This window comes from Nocardioides sp. BGA-UO-ETr-FS32 (assembly GCF_059567905.1).
The window spans coordinates 70,166-88,009 of sequence record NZ_JCAQOX010000004.1 but is presented as its reverse complement, the minus strand read 5'-3'; the positions used below and the strand labels follow the sequence as shown (position 1 = coordinate 88,009).

Annotated in this window: 18 protein-coding genes; 1 reads left to right on the top strand and 17 read right to left on the bottom strand. The window is 70.4% G+C overall.

What is annotated here, in order from left to right; all coding sequences use genetic code 11:
* Window positions 1–9 precede the first annotated feature (9 nt).
* The 8 genes from AC57BS_RS01750 to AC57BS_RS01715 form a co-directional block, all read right to left on the bottom strand.
* Window positions 10–894 (bottom strand): V-type ATPase subunit, encoded by an 885-nt coding sequence (locus tag AC57BS_RS01750; RefSeq protein WP_068324847.1) that lies wholly within the window; start codon window positions 892–894, stop codon window positions 10–12.
* A complete protein-coding gene (locus AC57BS_RS01745) occupies window positions 891–1,523 on the bottom strand; it encodes a V-type ATP synthase subunit E family protein (RefSeq protein ID WP_056886718.1) in 633 nt (210 codons plus the stop codon). The genes AC57BS_RS01750 and AC57BS_RS01745 overlap by 4 nt, the downstream gene beginning before the upstream one ends.
* Before the next feature lies 1 nt (window position 1,524).
* On the bottom strand, window positions 1,525–1,746 hold the full coding sequence (locus tag AC57BS_RS01740) for an ATP synthase subunit C-like protein (protein WP_053208071.1): 222 nt from the start codon (window positions 1,744–1,746) through the stop codon (window positions 1,525–1,527).
* A gap of 5 nt (window positions 1,747–1,751) precedes the next feature.
* Window positions 1,752–3,845 (bottom strand): V-type ATP synthase subunit I, encoded by a 2,094-nt coding sequence (locus tag AC57BS_RS01735; protein ID WP_068324848.1) that lies wholly within the window; start codon window positions 3,843–3,845, stop codon window positions 1,752–1,754.
* The gene (locus AC57BS_RS01730; protein ID WP_068324849.1) at window positions 3,842–4,249 is read right to left on the bottom strand and encodes a hypothetical protein; all 408 of its coding nucleotides are present in this window, start codon (window positions 4,247–4,249) and stop codon (window positions 3,842–3,844) included. Before AC57BS_RS01730 ends, AC57BS_RS01735 begins: the two co-directional genes overlap by 4 nt.
* Window positions 4,246–4,932: a V-type ATP synthase subunit D gene (locus tag AC57BS_RS01725; RefSeq protein WP_496409789.1), complete on the bottom strand. Its 687-nt coding sequence runs from the start codon at window positions 4,930–4,932 to the stop codon at window positions 4,246–4,248. The genes AC57BS_RS01730 and AC57BS_RS01725 overlap by 4 nt, the downstream gene beginning before the upstream one ends.
* Before the next feature lie 256 nt (window positions 4,933–5,188).
* On the bottom strand, window positions 5,189–6,322 hold the full coding sequence (locus AC57BS_RS01720; protein ID WP_169701887.1) for a baeRF3 domain-containing protein: 1,134 nt from the start codon (window positions 6,320–6,322) through the stop codon (window positions 5,189–5,191).
* Window positions 6,319–7,290, bottom strand: coding sequence for a TerC family protein (locus tag AC57BS_RS01715; RefSeq protein WP_068324852.1), 972 nt, complete (start codon window positions 7,288–7,290; stop codon window positions 6,319–6,321). The genes AC57BS_RS01720 and AC57BS_RS01715 overlap by 4 nt, the downstream gene beginning before the upstream one ends.
* A 274-nt stretch (window positions 7,291–7,564) precedes the next feature.
* Between AC57BS_RS01715 and heR the strand changes: the two genes are divergently transcribed.
* Window positions 7,565–8,308 carry a heliorhodopsin HeR gene (gene heR / locus AC57BS_RS01710; RefSeq protein WP_229856319.1) on the top strand — a complete coding sequence of 248 codons (744 nt, stop codon included), beginning with the start codon at window positions 7,565–7,567 and terminating at the stop codon, window positions 8,306–8,308.
* A gap of 15 nt (window positions 8,309–8,323) precedes the next feature.
* Here the strand turns inward: heR and AC57BS_RS01705 are convergent, their stop codons facing one another.
* From AC57BS_RS01705 to mbhE, 9 genes are all read right to left on the bottom strand, one after another.
* Window positions 8,324–9,757 (bottom strand): glycosyltransferase family protein, encoded by a 1,434-nt coding sequence (locus AC57BS_RS01705; protein ID WP_496409788.1) that lies wholly within the window; start codon window positions 9,755–9,757, stop codon window positions 8,324–8,326.
* 134 nt (window positions 9,758–9,891) lie between these two features.
* Window positions 9,892–10,311 carry a DUF2784 domain-containing protein gene (locus tag AC57BS_RS01700; RefSeq protein ID WP_496409787.1) on the bottom strand — a complete coding sequence of 140 codons (420 nt, stop codon included), beginning with the start codon at window positions 10,309–10,311 and terminating at the stop codon, window positions 9,892–9,894.
* A 746-nt stretch (window positions 10,312–11,057) separates the two neighbouring features.
* Window positions 11,058–11,744, bottom strand: coding sequence for a universal stress protein (locus AC57BS_RS01695; protein ID WP_068324856.1), 687 nt, complete (start codon window positions 11,742–11,744; stop codon window positions 11,058–11,060).
* A gap of 445 nt (window positions 11,745–12,189) precedes the next feature.
* Window positions 12,190–12,516: a monovalent cation/H(+) antiporter subunit G gene (mnhG, locus tag AC57BS_RS01690; RefSeq protein WP_068324857.1), complete on the bottom strand. Its 327-nt coding sequence runs from the start codon at window positions 12,514–12,516 to the stop codon at window positions 12,190–12,192.
* Entirely contained in the window at window positions 12,513–12,785 is a 273-nt protein-coding gene (locus AC57BS_RS01685) for an MrpF/PhaF family protein (protein ID WP_496409786.1), read from the bottom strand. Before AC57BS_RS01685 ends, mnhG begins: the two co-directional genes overlap by 4 nt.
* Window positions 12,786–12,790: 5 nt before the next feature.
* Window positions 12,791–13,174 (bottom strand): Na+/H+ antiporter subunit E, encoded by a 384-nt coding sequence (locus tag AC57BS_RS01680; protein ID WP_496409785.1) that lies wholly within the window; start codon window positions 13,172–13,174, stop codon window positions 12,791–12,793.
* The gene (locus tag AC57BS_RS01675; RefSeq protein WP_496409784.1) at window positions 13,171–14,745 is read right to left on the bottom strand and encodes a monovalent cation/H+ antiporter subunit D family protein; all 1,575 of its coding nucleotides are present in this window, start codon (window positions 14,743–14,745) and stop codon (window positions 13,171–13,173) included. Before AC57BS_RS01675 ends, AC57BS_RS01680 begins: the two co-directional genes overlap by 4 nt.
* Window positions 14,742–15,098: a sodium:proton antiporter gene (locus AC57BS_RS01670; RefSeq protein ID WP_068324860.1), complete on the bottom strand. Its 357-nt coding sequence runs from the start codon at window positions 15,096–15,098 to the stop codon at window positions 14,742–14,744. Before AC57BS_RS01670 ends, AC57BS_RS01675 begins: the two co-directional genes overlap by 4 nt.
* Window positions 15,095–17,833 (bottom strand): hydrogen gas-evolving membrane-bound hydrogenase subunit E, encoded by a 2,739-nt coding sequence (mbhE, locus tag AC57BS_RS01665; protein WP_496409783.1) that lies wholly within the window; start codon window positions 17,831–17,833, stop codon window positions 15,095–15,097. Before mbhE ends, AC57BS_RS01670 begins: the two co-directional genes overlap by 4 nt.
* Window positions 17,834–17,844: the final 11 nt, after the last annotated feature.

Below are 17,844 nucleotides of genomic sequence, written 5' to 3'. Positions count from 1 at the left end.
GCGCGTTCGTCACGGGGTCCTCCGGTCCGCTCCGCCGGTGACGAGGATCAGTCCGGCTCGGCGGTGTCGGCGCGCGCGCTCCTCGAGCAGCAGCACGTAGCCCACCAGCGGGTCGGCGCTCTCGGCGTCGCCGCGGCGCAGCCGCGCGGCGGCGCCGGCGGTGGCCTCGTCGTGCAGGTCCCGGTCGACATGGCCGAGATCCCCGTGCAACTCGTACGCCGCTGCGGCGGCCCGCCAGCGTGGGTAGACGCCGAGAACGGGAGCCCAGCGGCCAGTGATCGCGTGCTCCAGGTCGCGGACGCCGAGGCGCCCGAGCGGCATCAGCCGGCCGGGGTCGACGTCCGACCGGGCCAGCGCGATGAGCAGGTTGCGCTGGTCCCGCTCGCGGGCGAGGAGGTCCGCGACGGGACGCGAACGCGGGTGGGCCGCGCGTTCGCCCCACTCGGCGTGCGCCGTGGCCGTCACTGCGAGCTCGAGCTCCTCGACGTCGCGGTGCAGCTCGAAGCGTGACCACAGCCGAGGCAGGGCCGCCGCCGTGATCGGCGTCGGCAGCCGCAGCCGTTCGAGGAGGGCCACGACGCCCGCCTCGTCCCGCGTGTGGGCGAGCTCGGCGGCCCGCTCGGGGGTGATGGCACCGACCGCGCGCACCCCCCGGAGCCGGTCTTCAGGCGGGAGGCCCGAGGCCGCGCCGCGCAGCAGCGCGAGGGCGTCGCGCAGGTCGTGTCGTCCCGTCAGCACCTGTGCCACCGCGCGTGCCTCGCCCACGAACAGCTGCGGCAGCCGACGCATCTCCTCGCTCTCCTCGCGATCACCCTGGCCTGCTCCGTCCGGGGTCAGGCGCGACATCCGGGCCCGCAGGGCCGTCGAGCCGGCGACGTACAGCGGTGCCGTCATCGCGGGTCCACCTCCGGGACCACTTCCGCGTCAGCTTTCGCGTCCGCTTCGGGGTCCACTTCCGGGTGCGGTTCGCACACCGCGTCGCGCAGCACCGGGCGCAGCAGCGGCCACGCCGCGTCAAGGCGTCCTTCGGCGGTGTTGTGCACCGCTCGCCCCTGGGCGTCGCGCAGCACGACGCCGACCCCCACGGGTCCAGTCTCCACGACGAGGCAGGGCCGGTGGCGGCGTACGGCGTCCAGGTGGGCCGGATCGACCGTGCAGGAGGTGGCCGAGGGCAGGAGAGCCATCGCCTCGTCGAGGAGGTCGAGCGTGGCCGCAGTCCCGTGGCCTGTGCCGACCAGTTCCTGCAGCTCCTTTCCGGCAGCCGTGCGCACCCGTTCGAGCTCGGCGTCGACCACCTCGCGAACGTGGGCGCGGGACGCGGCTGCCCCGGTGGAGCGGACGCGGAGCGCCTGGTCGCGGGCGGTCGACTCGGCTCGGGTGAGGATGCCGAGGCGGTCGCGCTCGGCCGCCTGGTGGGCTTCCCGGAGGATCTCGCGGGCGCGATGTTCGTCCCGGGCGAGCACGTCGGCCAGGTCGCGACGACCGTCGTGCTCCATGGTCTCGAGCAGCGCCTGGAGGGTCATGTCAGCCGCCCAGCAGGAGCACGATCATGGCCGCGACCGCGAAGCCCAGGATGACGAGCGTCTCGGGGATGGCCACGAGCAGGATGGCCCGACCGGCGAGCTCGGGCTTCTCGGCGATGGCTCCCATGGCCGCCGCGCCGATCCGCGCCTGGGCGTAGCCGGTGGCGAGGGCGGCGAGGCCGACGGCGAGTCCTGCTCCGAGGGCGATGAGTCCGGTTTCCATGTGTGTCACCTTTCGTGGGTGGCGTCGGCGATGCGGACGCCGTTGGTGGTGCCGTGCGGCGGGACGCCGACCGGGTCGAAGGTTGGGGTGAGGAGTGGGCCGAGCGGTCGGTCGCGGGGTGGGGTCAGGAGTGCGCGGGGGTTGAGGGCCCCGTGGGCGCCGAGGGGTTGGAAGGCCTGGCCCTCGCCGTCGTGGAACTTGCTGAAGAACTCGACGTAGTGCAGTCGCAGGGCCTGGACCATCGGGCTGAACGCCGCCAGACCCAGGTTGAGCAGGTGCAGCAGGACGGCGACGAACAGTCCGATGAGGAGGGGCAGCTCGGTGGCGAGCTCGTTGGCGACGTTGGCGAGGTAGACCGAGGCGAGTCCCACCGCGGCGACCCGGAGGTAGGACAAGACGTTGCCGACCGTGCCGATGAGCTCGAGTGGGCCGAGGAGGGCGCCGATGGGGCCGTGCACGGAGCTGGTGGCCACGAGTCCCACGACGGCGGGGACCAGCGCGGCGAGGGTGACCCACGAGGGGGCGTTCAGGATGGTGGCCGCGATGGCCGCGGTCGCGCCGAGCAGGACGGCCAGGGTGCCGCCCACCTCGAGGGTGCGGTGCCGGTCGCCACGGCGCAGCGCGGTCACCAGGCCGAGGGTCAGGCCGAGCACGATGTGGGACCAGCCGAGGGCGACGGCGAAGAGCAGGAGGGGCTCGAGGGCCTCGGGTCCGCCGCGGTAGAACCACAGCGCCGGCATCCCCCACATGTTGCCGAGGCTGCCGAGCGCCTCGCCGAACATCACGCCCCACAGCACCGCCCACGCACCGCCGGCGATCAGGACGCGGCCGGCGTCGTCCATCACCCCGCCTTCCACACCGCCGCGGTCGTGCGTGCGTGCCCGGTGGCGCAGCCACCAGCCGATGCCGGCGAGCGCGGCGCCGTAGACGACGTCGCCGACCATGACACCGAAGAGGAACGGCAAGAAGATCGCCATCAGTCCGGTCGGGTCCAGCCCGTTCGGGGAGGGCCAGGAGAGGAACCCGACCAGGCGGCGGTAGGGGGACCATGCGGCGCGTCCGGTCAGCTCCACCGGGGAGGGGCCGGGGACCTCGCCCGCCGGGGCGTCGACGACGGCCACGTCGGCGAGGCCGTCGCGGTCGAGCTGCTCGCGCACCTCGCGGCGACGGTCTGCCCGCACCCAGCAGCGCAGGAGGAAGGTGCGCTCGGAGAGCGCGGCGGCCGCGACCGCGGCGTCGCGTTCGGTCAGCACGAGCAGCGCACGCGCGGCGGCGCGCAGCCCGGGGGCCTCGCGGAGCCAGAGCGCGTCGAGGTCGGCGCGGACGGCGTCGAGGTCGGCCTGGAGGTCGACGAGCCGGGCGCGCATCCGCACGAGCGTGGTGTGCAGGGACAGGTGGGCGTAGTCCTCGGGTACCTCGACCCGGCTGATCTCATCCGCGCCCATGAGACCGAGGACCTCGGGCAGCCGGTCGCGGGCCACCACCAGGAGGCAGCCGCGGGCGCGGCCGGCGTCCGTACTGCGGAGCATGAACCCGTTGCCGGCGAGCTGCCGCAGCTGGGTCTCGAGCAGTCCGACCACGGCCCCGGCCGGGTCGTCGAGCACCAGCGCGGTCATCGCCAGTCCCAGCAGCTCGAGCTCGGCATCGGAGAGCGAGGTCAGCTCCGGCACGAGGGTCTCGAGCTGGGCGAGGACGTCCACGTAGCGCGCCAGCGCGTCGCGCTCCTCCTCCAGCGAGGCCTGGGCCCCGCGCAGGGACTCGACCTCGAGCTCGAGCGTCGCGATGTTGACGTCGGCGTCGCGCGGGTCCACCGGTGCGGCGTCCGCGCTCCGGCGTGGCGACTCGCGTGCCAACGAGGCATCTGACGGCGCCCACTCCAGCAGGCGTTGCACCCGGGCCAGCAGGTCCCGCCTGGCCATACGGTCCTCACCCTTGTTCGCAGCCGGGTCTGCAACCGGGTCCGCAGCCTTGTCCGCACTGCCGGTCGGCGCCCCGGATGGCGTCACCTCGGCGACCCCGGCTCGCTGGAGCGACTCGACCGTCTCGAGCAGCTGCTCGCGTCGGCCCAGGAGCTGGACGTGGTGCAGTCGGCGGATCATCGGCTCGCCTTCGGGGTCCGGTCGGCCCGCTGGGCCACGGTCGGGGCCACGGTCGGGGCCACGGGCGGGGTCACGGTCGGGGCGACGGTCAGGACGGCGGCGACGGTGGCGGCGACGAGCTCCTCCCGCAGGCGCACGGCCCGCTGCGTCACCTCGACGCCGATCCGCTGCTGTTCGGCCTCGTCGGCCTGTACCCATTCGCGTGCCTCCTGCAAGATACGCGCGGACAGGCGGTCGGCTTCCGCGGCGGCTTCCGCGGCGAACTCCCCCACGAGGAGCTCCGCCTGCTCCCGGGCCGCGACAACGCGGGCGTTGCTCTGCCGCGCCTCCTCGAGACGGGCCTCGATAAGCCGCTCTAGCTCGCGCACCTGGCGCATCGCGGCCGGATCCTGCATCTGCGTCATCGCCGTTCCTCCTCGTCGGGTCGCGGCACGGGAGGATGGTCCGGTGCCGGTCGGTCCTGCGGGACGCGACGTCGCTCCCGCGCCCGCTTCAGGCGGGAGTGCTCCTCACGCTCGCGCTCCTCGAGGACCGCGGTGATGTGGGCGGCCTCCTCCTCGAGTCCGGGGATGACGAGGTTCTCGAGCGCGTTGACCTGGCGCGTGGTGCGGGCCACTTCCTCGGTGAGCCGGCGCACCGTGGCCTCGAGGGCCACGAAGCGCAGGACGTGCTCGAGGTACCGCTCGTAGGCCTCCGCCGCCGCCTCGATCGACGGGGCCACCAGCACCGGTGCCGCGCCGCGCTCCTCGGCCGTCCGTCGCAGGTCGTTGGCCTGCACCGTCACGACCCGCACGCCGACCACCATGCGGTCCTCGCGCTCGGCGACGACGCCGTTGGCCGCACCCGACGCGACCGCCGCGACGGCGGCCGGGCCCTCGTCGGCGGTGCTCTCGTCGAGCAGCGCGCGAGCCTCCCGGGCGAGGACGGCGGCGGCCTCACGCTGGGCGGACACGTCTGCGTCGAGACGGTGCAACTCGCGCACCAGGGCCATCCGCTTGTCGACCAGAAGGTCACGGCCCTGGGCCGCGAAGGCGATCGCCGAGCGACGCCGCAGCAGCTCGGTCCGGGTCGCGGTCAGGGCCGTCATCGCCGCCACCCCGCAGGGCCGACCCGCCCGGGCGGACGGCGCCGATCCTTCAGCCGGTCACGAAGTAGCTGAGTATTCACGGAGAATGCCTCCCGACAGTGGTCGGAAGGTCTTCCCCGCCACACCCCGGGAGGTGTGGTCGGCCACCGGGTCGCAGGACGACCGGAGTGACGATGGCCGGTTGGTGGGGTACTCCCCTTCAAGGGTTTCTTACGCATCAGATTACGTGAATCGTGCTGCGGTGTCAAGGTTGGCACTAGCGCCGCAGGACCAGCGCAATCCGGTCATGGTTCGCGAGGTCGCCGTCGGCCACCAGCGCCAGCTGGCCGCCCATCAAGATCACCTGCTCCATCAGGTCGTCCACCAAGTCATGCACGTCGCCGGCCCCGGAGGCATCCCCGGAGGCGTTCCCTGAGGAGTTCGCAGGAGCCCCGCGTCCGGGTGCCGTCGTGCCTGGACTGATGAAGTTCTCCTCGACCAGCAGCATCGCGGGCAGGCGTCGCCCGAGGGCCCGCCAGCACTGCTCGATGCCCGAGGCCACGTCCGTGGGTCGATCCGACTCTGCCTGGCGCAGCAGCGCGAGTGCGTCGTCGCGTCGTGTCCGCAGGTACGCCTCGACGGACGTGATGCCGGCCAGGGCCAGGTCGAGGGCCGTGGCGCAGTCGCGGTCATCAACCCGCCCGGCGAGCCGCTCCAGATTGGCACTGAGGGAGCAGAACTCCTCGAGCAACCGCGGCGGACCCACCAGCACGAGCGGGCTCGGGTGGTCGGCCCGGTAGTCGCCCAGCATCCGGTCGACCTTGCGCAGGAACCTGGCCATCAGCTCCGTTCGGGCCTCGGCGGCGCCCGGCTGTCCGGCACCCGGCACCCGGATCGGCCGCCCCGAGCCAAACGGCTCGGACCGTCCCACTGGGCGCAGGCCGCCGTCCTCGGAGGCGTACAGGTGGGCGCACGTGGGGTGTAGCAGCAGCACGGCGTGGGGTGGCATGCGGTGCAGGGCCGCGATGAGCGGCCGAGTGGCGAAGGTGCTCTCCACCACCGCCCGGGCGGTCACCGACTGTGGCAGCCGGAACGAGCGGGCGACGGCCCGGTTCACGTAGATGCACAGCCCCAGGTCGGTCGGCTGGTCTCCCGCGCGGTCGACCTGCTCGGCCAGCTTGTCCAGCAGCGCGGACCGGTTCATCACGCCACGCTCGGCGAGCGTGTGTTCCACGTCTCGGACCAGGTCGTCCAACCTCGACCGGTCCTCCCTGGTCATGCGCGGGGACGGCTTCGTCGGCAGGAGGACCGAGATGCACGGAAAGCCGGAGGTGATCGCCAGGTCGGCGATGTCCCTGGTCCTCAGCGCCACCGGCGAACCGCCCGCCTTGGGACGCGTGCGGGGGCTCATCGCAGCACCTCGTCCTCGTCGGACGCGTGGGCCGGCGTCGCGTGGGGGGCGACGGTGGCCTGGTCACGAGTCGCGCGGAGACTGGCGATGACCGCAACGGCGATGCAGCTGGCGATCACGCCGAGGGAGAGCCAGATCGGAACCTTGTAGACGTCGAGGAGCAGCATCTTGATGCCGACGAAGACCAAGATCGCGGCGAGGCCGGCCTTGAGGTAGATGAAGCGGTCGATGAGATCGGCGAGCAGGAAGTACATCGCTCGAAGGCCCAGGATGGCGAAGGCGTTGCTGGTGAAGACCAGGAACGGGTCCTGGGTGACGGCGAAGATCGCGGGGATGGAGTCGACGGCGAAGATGATGTCAGTGGTCTCGACCATGATGAGGACGAAGAACAGCGGCGTGGCCACCCACTTGCCCGCCTGCTTCACCCAGAACTTCTGCCCGTGGTACTCCTCCGTCGAGGGGATCTTCCTCTTGGCCAGTGCCAGCAGCTTGTTGCGCGAGAGGTCCATCTGGTCGTCGCGGTGGCGGAACATCTTCCAGCCCGTGTATACGAGGAAGGCGCCGAAGAGGTAGAGGATCCAGGCGAAGTTCTCGATCAGGACCGCGCCACCGGCGATGAAGATCGCCCGGAAGACCAGTGCCCCGAGGACGCCGTAGAACAGGACCCGGTGCTGGTACTCCCGCGGCACGGCGAAGTAGGTGAAGATCAGCGCGAAGACGAAGACGTTGTCGACCGCCAGCGACTTCTCGATCAGGTACCCGGCGTAGTACTCGCCGCCGGCCTGGGCGCCGTAGGCCCACCAGACGATGCCGCCGAACGTCAGGCCGAGGCTGACCCAGACCGCGGACCAGGCGGCAGCCTCCTTGACACCGACGACGTGAGCGGTGCGGTGGGCGAACAGGTCGATCGCCAGCATCACGACGATGACGCCCAGCACCGCCGCCCAGGCCCAGAAGGGAACATCCATGACAGCTATACCTCCAGCGTGACCACTCGACCAACAGCCGAGCGTGACGTTGGAGGTCTCCCCCGCCGCCCGGTCCGTGGACCTGGCGACCGCCGCACCGGACCGGGCAGGGCCGGTCGAACTGTCGATGTCAGCGAGGGTGGGGTACTCCCCTCATGCGCTACAGTATTCACGAAGCACACTTCGGAAGTCAAGTCCCGCACACGAGGAGCGACCATGTCCGGCCAGCACCGCGAAGCATCTCCCGATCCGCTTGCTCCCGAGGTGGAAGCCTTTGGCTCCGAAACTGCGACGCGACAACCTGGTAGCAGCCGTGCTCCACCTCGCCCAGGCCGTCGCGGTCCTCGCCCTGGCCACCAGCTTCGCACTCCCGGTCACCGGGACCTACCTCGCCGGCCCACCCGGAACGACGCCGGAGGAGCAGGTCGTTCTCTTCGACGTCCCAACCGGTGCCGCGGTGGCAGCGTTCCTCCTGTTGTCCGCGCTGGCCCACGTCGTCGTCACCACCACCTGGGGGGCCGGCTACCGGGCCGACCTCGCCCGACGCCGCAACCGGGCTCGCTGGATCGAGTACTCCGTGTCCTCGTCGCTGATGATCGTGCTGATCGCCCAGCTAGTCGGGATCTCCGACGTCGCGGCCCTGCTGGCGCTGTTCGGCGTCAACGCCTCGATGATCCTGTTCGGGTGGCTCCAAGAGCACTACGAGGACCCGGGCTCGCGCGGCTGGCTGCCGTTCATCTTCGGGTGTGCCGCCGGGATCGTGCCGTGGCTCGCGATCACGGTCTACCTGGTGTCACCGCAGTCCACCTCCGGGGCCGAGCCGCCCGCCTTCGTCTACGGCATCTTCGTGTCGCTCTTCGCCTTCTTCAACGTCTTCGCCCTCAACCAATGGCTGCAGTACCGCGGCCTCGGACGGTGGCGCGACTACCTGTTCGGCGAACGGGTCTACATCCTGCTCAGCCTCGTCGCGAAGTCAGCGCTGTCCTGGCAGGTGTTCGCCGGCACCCTTGCCAGCTGACCTCACCACTGGAGCTCACCACTGGCTGCTGCCGCAGTTCGGAGCGTCGGCGAGTCGCCGTTCGACGTCGGCGCGGACCAGGACGTTGTACCCGCAGATCGTGCCGGCCGGCTCGTAGTGCTCCTCGATCATGGAGCGGAGTCGGCCGTCGTCATCGATGTCCCACGAGTTCACCCCGTTCAACACGACGAACCAGGTCGGCCGCGAGGGTCCGTCGAGCAGGCGCTCGAGGCGCTGCTGGTCCGGGTCGAGGGTCCGCATCGGCAGGCTCCACAGGTAGGGGTAGGGAGTGGGCAGGTCGGCCGCCTCCACGACCTGCGAGTTCCCGTACGCGACCACCATCGTGTCGCCCTCCTCGGCGGAGTCGGCCACCCACCCGCCGATGAGCTGGGGGTACCACAGCCGCGGCGAGACCTGGTAGGCGAGCGTGGTGGTGGCCACTGCCCCCAGCGACGCGACCGCCGCCCACAGCGCCAAGCCGCGCATCAGCCGCCGCTCGGCGCCACGGCCGGCGCTCACCAGACCCGCCGCGAGGCCCGCAGCGGGAGCCAACGCCTGCAGGTAGTCCAGCCAGTAGCTCCCCCCGACCACGATGCCGATCGCGCTCCACCCGAGCAGGGCGAGCAATGCCCACTGCTCGGCCGCGAGAGGGCGAGGCCGACGCAGCAACCCAACCAGCCAGGTCATCACGACAGGCACAGCCGCACTGGCCACGGCGGCGAGCACGAGGAGCCGAGCGCGCTCCATCGGTGCCGAGTGGTGGGACGCGGCCAGCACCTGTCCCGCCTCGACACGGAAGGCGATCACGTCCTCCCACATCACGTCCATCGCGACCCCCTTGAGGTGGGCCCACGCCGCCAGCGCTGCGACGACGACGACGGTGCCCGCACCGAAGCCGGCGGCCAGCGTGCCGAGCCGCGTCCGAGACCCCGGATGCCGCAGCGCCGAGACCGCGATCAGCACCCCGGCGAAGGCGAACGCGTCGACGAAGTTCTGCTTCGCCAACGGCGCAGCGGCAGCGAGCACACCGGCGACCAGCCCCCAGCCGACGGTCGTGCGGAGGTCACCGGCTCGCCAACCGTGCAGAATCGCGGCGATGCTACCCGTGACGAAGAGGAGCGCGAACATCACGCCGTCGGCCTGATCGGCCGCCAGCGCCGGGGAGCACATCAGAGCCGCCGTCACCACCGCTGCCCACCTCGCCGCGACCGGGCCGGCCAGCAGGCCGGCGGCGCGAGCGGTCGCCAGCACGATCGCCACGACCACCGGGATCGTGATGACCCGGATCGCCGCGTCGGTGTCCCACAGGGCCGCCAGGCGGAAGAACGCCATCAGCAACGGCGGCCGGTCGACGTGGAAGTCGCCGTAGATGAACTCGCCCTCGCCCGGCGCCCAGTGGCGCGCAGCATGCAGGTACCCACCCTCATCGGAACGAATCGGCTGGGCCACGAAGACCGAGCGAACCGCCACTACAGCCGCACAGGTCAGCCACAGGACACGCGTGGTGACGCGCTCGTCGTACGAACGACCGGGCCGATTCGCGGGACCGGGCGCTGCCGGGCGGTCCGCCAGCGCGGTGTCCATCACCCGGGCTCGGCTCCTGGTGAGCTCGCGCTCGCCGTCGCGGCTCGTTCGCCGGCACCCTGCTCCGCACGCCGTCGGAGCCGCAACACCACGTAGGCGTACGTCGCGAGGATGACCACCAGGTGGGTCGCGTACACGAAGGTCTGGGTGCCGTCGGGGAGCAGGATCCCGAAGACGTAGTGGTCGAGGAAGGAACCGGAGTACGGCGTGCCACCGGCGCGTTCGACCAGGTCCTTCTCGAGCACCGTCAGGGGACAGCTGCCCTGAGTGATGACGATGCCGACCCCCCACGACACCACGGCGAGGTGCGGGACGAACCACACCTGCGACACGAGGGCAAGCAGGGCGCCGAGCATCTGGAAGACCAGGAACGCCAGGTGCAGGAGGACGACGGCCCACGCCATCAGGGTCCAGGCCATCGCAGTACCCCTCTCGGCCCTCGCCCGCCAGTGACGCCAAGGATGACGGAGCCGCTCGCCGGGGCGGTCACATCCACCGCTGGCGGGGCGTCCGCGGTTTGCTCGCTACGACCATGCGTCGGACCGCACTGACGAGACGACCATCTGGAGAGGCGAACCAGGTTGGCCACGCCCCTTGGGTCCGACCGGAGATCTGAATCTTGAACATCATGGACGCCACCCGAATCTCGGCGAGCCGTTCCTACGTCTCGCTGCGGATGGTCTCTCCCGTCCCTGGCGGGACCGGGCTCCGGGAGCCGTTGGCACCGTGTTGACGAAGCCCGCCACGGGGATACTCCCCATTGCACGAACCAGTATTCATGCTTTCGTCATCGTTTTCAAGGGTTCGGCACGGAAGGATTCGACCTGAGGACGACTCGAAACCAGGGGTTGAGGATGGTGCGGCGGAATACGGACTGCTGCAAAGGGGTGCGCCGTGGATCGGCTTGACGGTGCCGCCGTGCGACGACGCACTTGCCACCGCATCATCGGCGAAAGGCCTTCAATGACCACAGGGGCCGCGAGAGCACTGAGCGGCGCCAGAAGCCTGCCAGCGTATCGGGCGGCTTGTCGTGGGTCGGAGAAATCTCATCATGCCAGCGGGACGTCGCTGCACGGACAGATCAAGTCGAGAGACGCGCGCCGGCCTCGGGACGCAGCCCACGCGCCAATCCAGGGGGTCACCGGTCGCCCCCATCCCAAGCGGCCTACCCCAAGCGACCTCGACGAGCACCCCCCGGCCGCTGCCGTTGCCAGCGGGCGCGGCCTGCCTGTGAGCGAGACTCGACCACCAGGACCGGCAGACGGGAGTGGCGAACCAACCACGACGAGACGCTGCCGAGCAGGCGTGTGGACAGTCCACGACCCCGGCGTCCCACCACGATCAGATCCATGCCCCGGTCCTCGGCAAACCACAGCAGGGCTTCACCAGGCGGACCGGCCAACACCGCGAAACCTACCTGGCCACCGACGCCGCGGACCCGTGCGGCTGACGACCTCAACCGATGCGTTGCGGCATCGATGTCTGCGTAGCTGGCATCCTCGGTCGCGTCGTGGCACACCACCTCCGCCAGCACGAGCAGTCCGAGATGAGACCCGAGGAGATCGTTCGCCCGGTCGAGAGCCGCTTGCGCCTCCACCGAGCCATCCAGACCGATTAGCACCCGGGGCCCGTCCGCGGCCTCAGCCTCCTGTCCGGGTGACGCCGGGCCCGGCACGACCAGACGGGGACGCCGTTCGACCCGCTCGAACGCGATCGGGACGAAGATCGGACCGAACGCCACCGCGATGACCGCCCACCTGGGGTCGTGTCCGCGACGAGCCATCCACAGCCCGACGGCGAGCCCGAAGAGCACCCAGCCCACGGCGACCATCAGAACTTCGTCTGTGCTCATGTCAGGTCCATCCCCGCCCAACACCAAGGACACGAGCAGACCACCGACGAGACCGGATCGCTCGCCAGCCGAGGACACGAAGGTCAACCATGCAGATCACCACCGTCGCAGTAGGCGCGGGCGCCGGCCGGGAACCGGATCAACGGGTCGAGCCGCCACCGGAGTGAAGCCCGAGCCGGGCACGTTCAACGCATCAGGAGCGTCTCATCCAGCGATGGACCCCCCAAGCCCACATGCGACAACGTTATCACGAACTCTGGTTCGTTCAAAATCGTGCCCTCCGTCCTGGCCGCCGAAAGGACTCGGCTGTCGTTACCCAACCTGACCCAGGTCAGCGATTGACGGCCAAGTCATCACGGCACTCCGCGAGCGTGGCTACGTCAGTTCCCGCGCTGGCCCACTCGCTCGTCGACCACCAACTCGCCCCTCACGGGCTGCACGACCTTCAGGGTGGAGATTCGAGCTCGTCCTGGGTGCTTGGTGTCCGAGGGGCTCTCGAGAGCCAGGCCGCCTCGGCGATGGCGATGCCGGCAATAGGCACGGTGAGCAGCTGTAGCACGATCGCGAGGCTGAGAGTGATCACCGAGGCCGGACTCGGGTCGAGGATCAGGACACCGAGCAACACACTGACCACGCCAAGTCCGGCGGCCTTCGCGGCCGCGTTGATTCGGGCGTATACGTCGGGCAGCCACAGCAGTCCTACCGCGGCGCTCGCGAACAGCGCGACGCCCACGAGCACCAGCACTCCAGCGGCCAGCTCCTGGGCACTCACGGCGAACGCCGATCGACCAGCCGCGCAAGCGCGACGGTGGTGAGAAATCCGGCCAGGGTTGCCACCATGACGAGGCTGTAGAGGGTCGGCTCGTCGAGTCGCGCCGCCAGGAGCGCCACGGCGGCGATGAGAACCGCGAAGCCAACGTCGGCCGCCAGTGCCCGGTCGGCGTCGGTGGGGCCGCGCACCATCCGCACCATGGCCGTGACGAGCGTGCCTGCGAGCACCAACAGCGCAAGGTCCAGCACCGAGCCCAGAGACGGCTCCACGCCACTCACCCTTCTTCCATTCCGTTGGGGGCCGTGCCGCCCCGCTCCAGCCGGCGGACGGCGTCAAGCAGCTCCGCCTCGAGCCGCGCCAGGTCTGCGCGAAATGCCGTCGTGTCGGAGGCGTGCATGCCGTGCACGATCAGCCGCGTGCGGTCAGGACTGAGGGAGACGGCCATAGTGCCGGGAGTCAGGGTGATCAAGCCCATGTAGGCGGCCACCTCTGCGTCGGTCCGGCACCGCAGCCGCACCTCGACCAGGGCCGGCGCGAGCCGGGGCCGGCCCGTCAGGATGGTCGCTGCGACCTGCACGTTGGCCTTCAGGTAGCGCCACCCGTAGACCACCACGAACAGAGCCATGCGGACAGGACGAGGAGCACGGGCCCCGGTCATGGCGAGGTCACCGCCTCGACATACGTTCCGACGTCGACCAGACCATCGGCCGCCCGCTCGCAGACAACGAGCAGCGGCTCCGCAGCGAGGCCGAGCGACACCGCCACCCCGGCCAGGACGACCGCGGGGGCCAGCAGCAGCGGCCGCGACGCGATCGCACCGGCCGGGGGCAGGATCGGACCAGAGCGCGACGCGACCACCATGATCGTTGCTTCGGTCGACGGGCCAGCACCCGGTCTCGTCACGGGCTGGGACTCGGGCTGGGGCTCGGGCTGGGTGAAGATGGCGTTCCACAACTTCAGCATCGAGACCAAGGTGAGCAGGCTGACGACCGCCACCGCTGCCACTGCGGCGTACTGGTGCTCGGCGACGGCTGCCTGCACGAGTTTCAGCTTGGCGACGAAGCCGGAGAGCGGCGGGACACCGACCAGTGCCAGTGCGGAGATCCCGAATGCCCCCGCGAGCACGGGTTCCGTGCGGCCGATTCCGCCCAAGAGACGCAGCTCGTCGGTGCCGTGGCGGACCTCGATGGCGCCGGCGCACATCAGTAGCGCTGCCTTGACCAGGACGTACTGGACGAGGAAGAAGATGCCGGCCGCCAACCCGGCGGTGGTGAACAACCCCAGGCCGAGCAGCATGTAGCCGATCTGGCTGACCATGTGAAAGGTCAACACAGATCGAACGGAGCGCTCCCCCAGTGCAGCGAGGACGCCGACCACCATGGTGAGCAGCCCGAGGACGAGGAAGATCCACAACCAGCGTCGGTCGCCGTCGAACACGACGGCATAGATCCGGAACAGCGCATAGACACCAACCTTGGTGAGAAGACCGGAGAAGAGTACGACCACGGCGGGGCCGGCTACGGCGTAGCTGCTCGGGAGCCAGCTGTGCAGGGGCACGATCGCGGCCTTGATCCCCAGGGCCAACAGCACCACTGCGGTCGCGAGCGCAGCCGCCGGGTTGCGGGCAGCACCTGCCAGCTCGCCGAGGTCGACGGTGCCTGTGACGCCGTAGAGCAGGCCGACGCCAGCCAGGAACAGGGTGGAGGCGAGCAGGTTGACGCTGACGTAGCGTTGTCCGGCCGCCAGCCGACGCCGCCCTCCGGATCGGATCAGGAGCACGTAGCTCGGAACCAGCATCACCTCGACGAACACGAACAACGAGAACAGGTCGCCGGTGAGCATCGCGCCGTACACACCGGTGGAGAGCACCAGGGCCAACGCGACGAAGTGGCCGTCGTCCTCGCCTGTCGCAGCCGCGAAAACGAGGCTCAGCAGCACCAGCAGCGACGTGACCGCCATCATGAGGGCGCCGAGGACATCGGCGACGAGCACGATCGCGATGCCGGACGGCCAGCCCCCGAGCCGCAGGGTCGCTATGTCCCCGTCGAGGGCGGAGGTCAGCAACACCATGGACGCCACCAGCACAACGACCGTGACGCCCCACCCGACCGCTCGAGCGATCCTTGGCGGGGCACCCGCCGAGCCCGCGCCGCGTCGGGACAGGAGCAGGACCATTCCGACGCCTGCCAAGGGAGCGAAGACCGGCAGCGCCAGCAGCATCGGGCTCATCGACCCGCGCTCGGTTCGTCCGTCTCGTCCATGTCATCTGCTGCGCTCACGTCCGGGTCTTCGACGGACTCCGCGCGCAGGATCGCCAGCAGATAGACGCTGACCCCGAACGTGATCACCACGGCGGTCAGGACGAAGGCCTGGGGCAGCGGGTCCGCCAAGGCGGCGGGGTCCCCGGCACCATCGCCGACGAAGGGCGCCCGGCGGCGATCGAGACCACCCGACGCCAGCAACAGCACGTTGACGCCATGGCCCAGGAGCACGAATCCGAGGATCACGCGCAGGAGCCCGGGCTGTGCGAGGAACCACACCCCGCCGGCCACCAGCAGGCCGACGATGATCGCCGCGGTCACGGGTGCACCCTTGACGACTCGGGCCGGTGGGTGCGCGCCGCGAAGCGGTCGAGGGCGGCCGTCAGCATACCGAGGACCATGAGCATGACACCGATGTCGAACAGCAGTGCCGAGCCGACACCGACCGCGTCCAGTCCGGGCAGCTTGAACGGCGCCAGCACAGCCTCGCCCTTGGCGCTCGCCAGCAGTCCGGTGCCGAGGGAGACCAAGATCCCACTCCCGACTAGCAGCTCAGGTCGCGACCACCTCGGTAGCCGTCCGTGTGCGATCTGGTGGGTCGCGGCCGCGGCGCCTGCGACGAGGGCGGCGATGAATCCTCCGCCGGGGGCGTCGTGGCCGACGTAGAGCAGGTAGGCAGCCACCAGCGCCGCGCCCGGCACGACCAGCCGTGCGCTCACTTGGAGGAACACCGATGCGGCGGCGCTGAGATGGTCGGCGTCGGCGGGTGGCTCCGGGGTGTGATCATCTGCGGCGGTGGAGCCGAGCAGAGCGAGCAGCCCGAGCGCGACCGCGCCGAGAACGACTGCCTCGCCAAGGGTGTCCATCGCCCGGAAGTCCACCAGGATGGTGTTGACCACGTTGGTGCCTCCGGTCGCCGCCTCGGCGTTGTCGAGAAAGAACGACGAGGCGGTTGACGGACCTCGCCGCCCGGTCAGGGCGTACGTCGCCGATGCGGCGGCGAGCCCGCAGGCGAGCGCGAGCAGCACCGACCACGGCACTCGCGGCCCGTCCCCGGTGGGCAACCGCGCCGGCAGCCGACGCAGCACCCAGACCACGACGACGGCGGTCAACACCTCGACCAGCACGAGAGTCAGCGCGACGTCCGGCGCGCCAGCGGTCACGAACAGGGCCGCCATCAGCAAGCCGACGAACCCGAGCGCAGCAACGGCCGCGAGGGTGTCACGGGCGACCACGGCGGCCGCGACGCCGAGAGCGAACAGGCCGACCACCACCCAGTCACCCACCGTGTCGGCGGGTCGCACCGGCGGGAGGTTGCGCAGCGTCACGAATCCGACTGCCGCGAGAAAAACGACGCCACCAAGGGGCCGGACAAGGTGGCTCATCGTCCCGCCCGCGCGGTCCGGCTGCCCGACCCGGTATCCGAACGCAATCAGTCCGGCGTGGGCCCGGTCGAACGCTGCCCCGGCGTCGGGAACCACGACCCGGTCGAGCAGTCGGTCCACCTGGTGTCGACGCAGGAAGAGCATCAGCCCAGAGCTGAATGCGATGACGGACATGACGATCTCAGGACTGAGTCCGTGCCAGAACTGGAACGCCCCCAATGGCTCGCCAGGCACGACATCGGCGCCGGCTCGTGCCACGAGCGGGTTCAGCAAGTCGATGCCGGCGCCCAGGACCAACCCGGCCAACGCCGCGATCGCCGCAGGGGCCAGGAACGCCGGCGACGGCTCGTAGAGGCCGGGTTGGTGAGTGCTGCCGCCGAAAGCGCCGTAGACGATGCGCAGCCCGTAGGCCGTGGTCAGCGCCGATGCGGCGACTGCGATCGAGCCGGCGACCAGCCCCGCCGCTGGGGCGAAGTCGGCCTGGAAGATTCCTTGGAAGAGGTATTCCTTGCTCACGAAGCCGAGCATCGGCACGATGCCGGCCATCGAGAGTCCGGCCAGCGCTGTCATCGTCGCGGTCACCGGCATCACCCGCCACAGCCCGGACAGCTCCCGGATGTCGCGACTACCTGCCTCCTTGTCGATGATTCCGACGAGCATGAACAACGTCGCCTTGAACAGCGCGTGGGCGATGGTGTGGAGCATAGCGGCGGCAAGAGCGATCGGGGTGCCGACGCCGATGGCGGCAACCAGCAGCCCGAGCTGGCTGACGGTCGAGTGGGCGAGGATGGCCTTCAGATCGTGCTGGCGCAGGGCCATGAAGGCGCCCCACAACGCCGAGGTCAATCCGATCGAGACCAGGAGCGCCGACCATGCGGGCACGCCCGAGAAGATGGGCGAGACCAGCATCAGCAGGTACACACCGGCCTTGACCATCGTCGCCGCATGCAGGAAGGCGCTGACCGGGGTCATCGCCACCATCGCACCGGGTAGCCAGAAATGCAGCGGCACCTGGGCCGACTTGGTAAACGCGGCGAACGCGATCAGGGCGCCGATCGGCAATGCCAGCGGTGACGCGAGGATCACCTCGCGGTCGGCCAGGATGTCGCTGATTGCCGTGCTCCCGGTGACCACGGTGAGGAGCACCACGGCTACCAGCAGGGCCAGACCGCCGGCTGCGGTGATCAGCAGAGCCCGCCGGGCCGGCCGGGTGGCCCGGCCCCCGGCCAGCCCGAGCAGCAGGAAGGAACAGTAGGTGGTGGCCTCCCAGAACACGAAGAGGAGCACAACATCGGCGGCAAGCACCAGCCCCAGCATGGCGGCCGCGAACAGCGTGAGCAGTCCGTAGATGGCCCCATGGGGATCGTGCGAGCTCAAGTAGCGAGGGCAGTAGGCCATGATCAAGGCGCCTACGCCGAGCACCATCAACGCGAACAGCGACGAGAGTCCGTTGAGCCGCAGGGCGAACGAGACCCCCAACGACGGCAACCAGTCCATGGAGGTCTCGACCGTGCCCCCGTCAAGGATCTGCGGCACGTGGAACGCGATCAGGATCGCGACCCCCGCGAAACCAGCGGCGAACACGTAGCCGAGCTCCCGGCCCAAGCCCAAGCGGGCAAGGAGCGGAGCCAGGACGGCCAAGACCGTCAAGGCGCTCAGGGCGAGCAGCACGTCGGCCTCCT

What these genes read in the sequence shown, in the direction of transcription:
- AC57BS_RS01750 (WP_068324847.1), bottom strand. Translation starts at nt 894, where the DNA reads ATGACGGCACCGCTGTACGTCGCCGGCTCGACGGCCCTGCGGGCCCGG.
- AC57BS_RS01745 (WP_056886718.1), bottom strand. Translation starts at nt 1,523, where the DNA reads ATGACCCTCCAGGCGCTGCTCGAGACCATGGAGCACGACGGTCGTCGC.
- AC57BS_RS01740 (WP_053208071.1), bottom strand. Translation starts at nt 1,746, where the DNA reads ATGGAAACCGGACTCATCGCCCTCGGAGCAGGACTCGCCGTCGGCCTC.
- AC57BS_RS01735 (WP_068324848.1), bottom strand. Translation starts at nt 3,845, where the DNA reads ATGATCCGCCGACTGCACCACGTCCAGCTCCTGGGCCGACGCGAGCAG.
- AC57BS_RS01730 (WP_068324849.1), bottom strand. Translation starts at nt 4,249, where the DNA reads ATGACGCAGATGCAGGATCCGGCCGCGATGCGCCAGGTGCGCGAGCTA.
- AC57BS_RS01725 (WP_496409789.1), bottom strand. Translation starts at nt 4,932, where the DNA reads ATGACGGCCCTGACCGCGACCCGGACCGAGCTGCTGCGGCGTCGCTCG.
- AC57BS_RS01720 (WP_169701887.1), bottom strand. Translation starts at nt 6,322, where the DNA reads ATGAGCCCCCGCACGCGTCCCAAGGCGGGCGGTTCGCCGGTGGCGCTG.
- AC57BS_RS01715 (WP_068324852.1), bottom strand. Translation starts at nt 7,290, where the DNA reads ATGGATGTTCCCTTCTGGGCCTGGGCGGCGGTGCTGGGCGTCATCGTC.
- AC57BS_RS01700 (WP_496409787.1), bottom strand. Translation starts at nt 10,311, where the DNA reads ATGGCCTGGACCCTGATGGCGTGGGCCGTCGTCCTCCTGCACCTGGCG.
- AC57BS_RS01695 (WP_068324856.1), bottom strand. Translation starts at nt 11,744, where the DNA reads ATGAGCACAGACGAAGTTCTGATGGTCGCCGTGGGCTGGGTGCTCTTC.
- AC57BS_RS01680 (WP_496409785.1), bottom strand. Translation starts at nt 13,174, where the DNA reads ATGACCGGGGCCCGTGCTCCTCGTCCTGTCCGCATGGCTCTGTTCGTG.
- AC57BS_RS01675 (WP_496409784.1), bottom strand. Translation starts at nt 14,745, where the DNA reads ATGAGCCCGATGCTGCTGGCGCTGCCGGTCTTCGCTCCCTTGGCAGGC.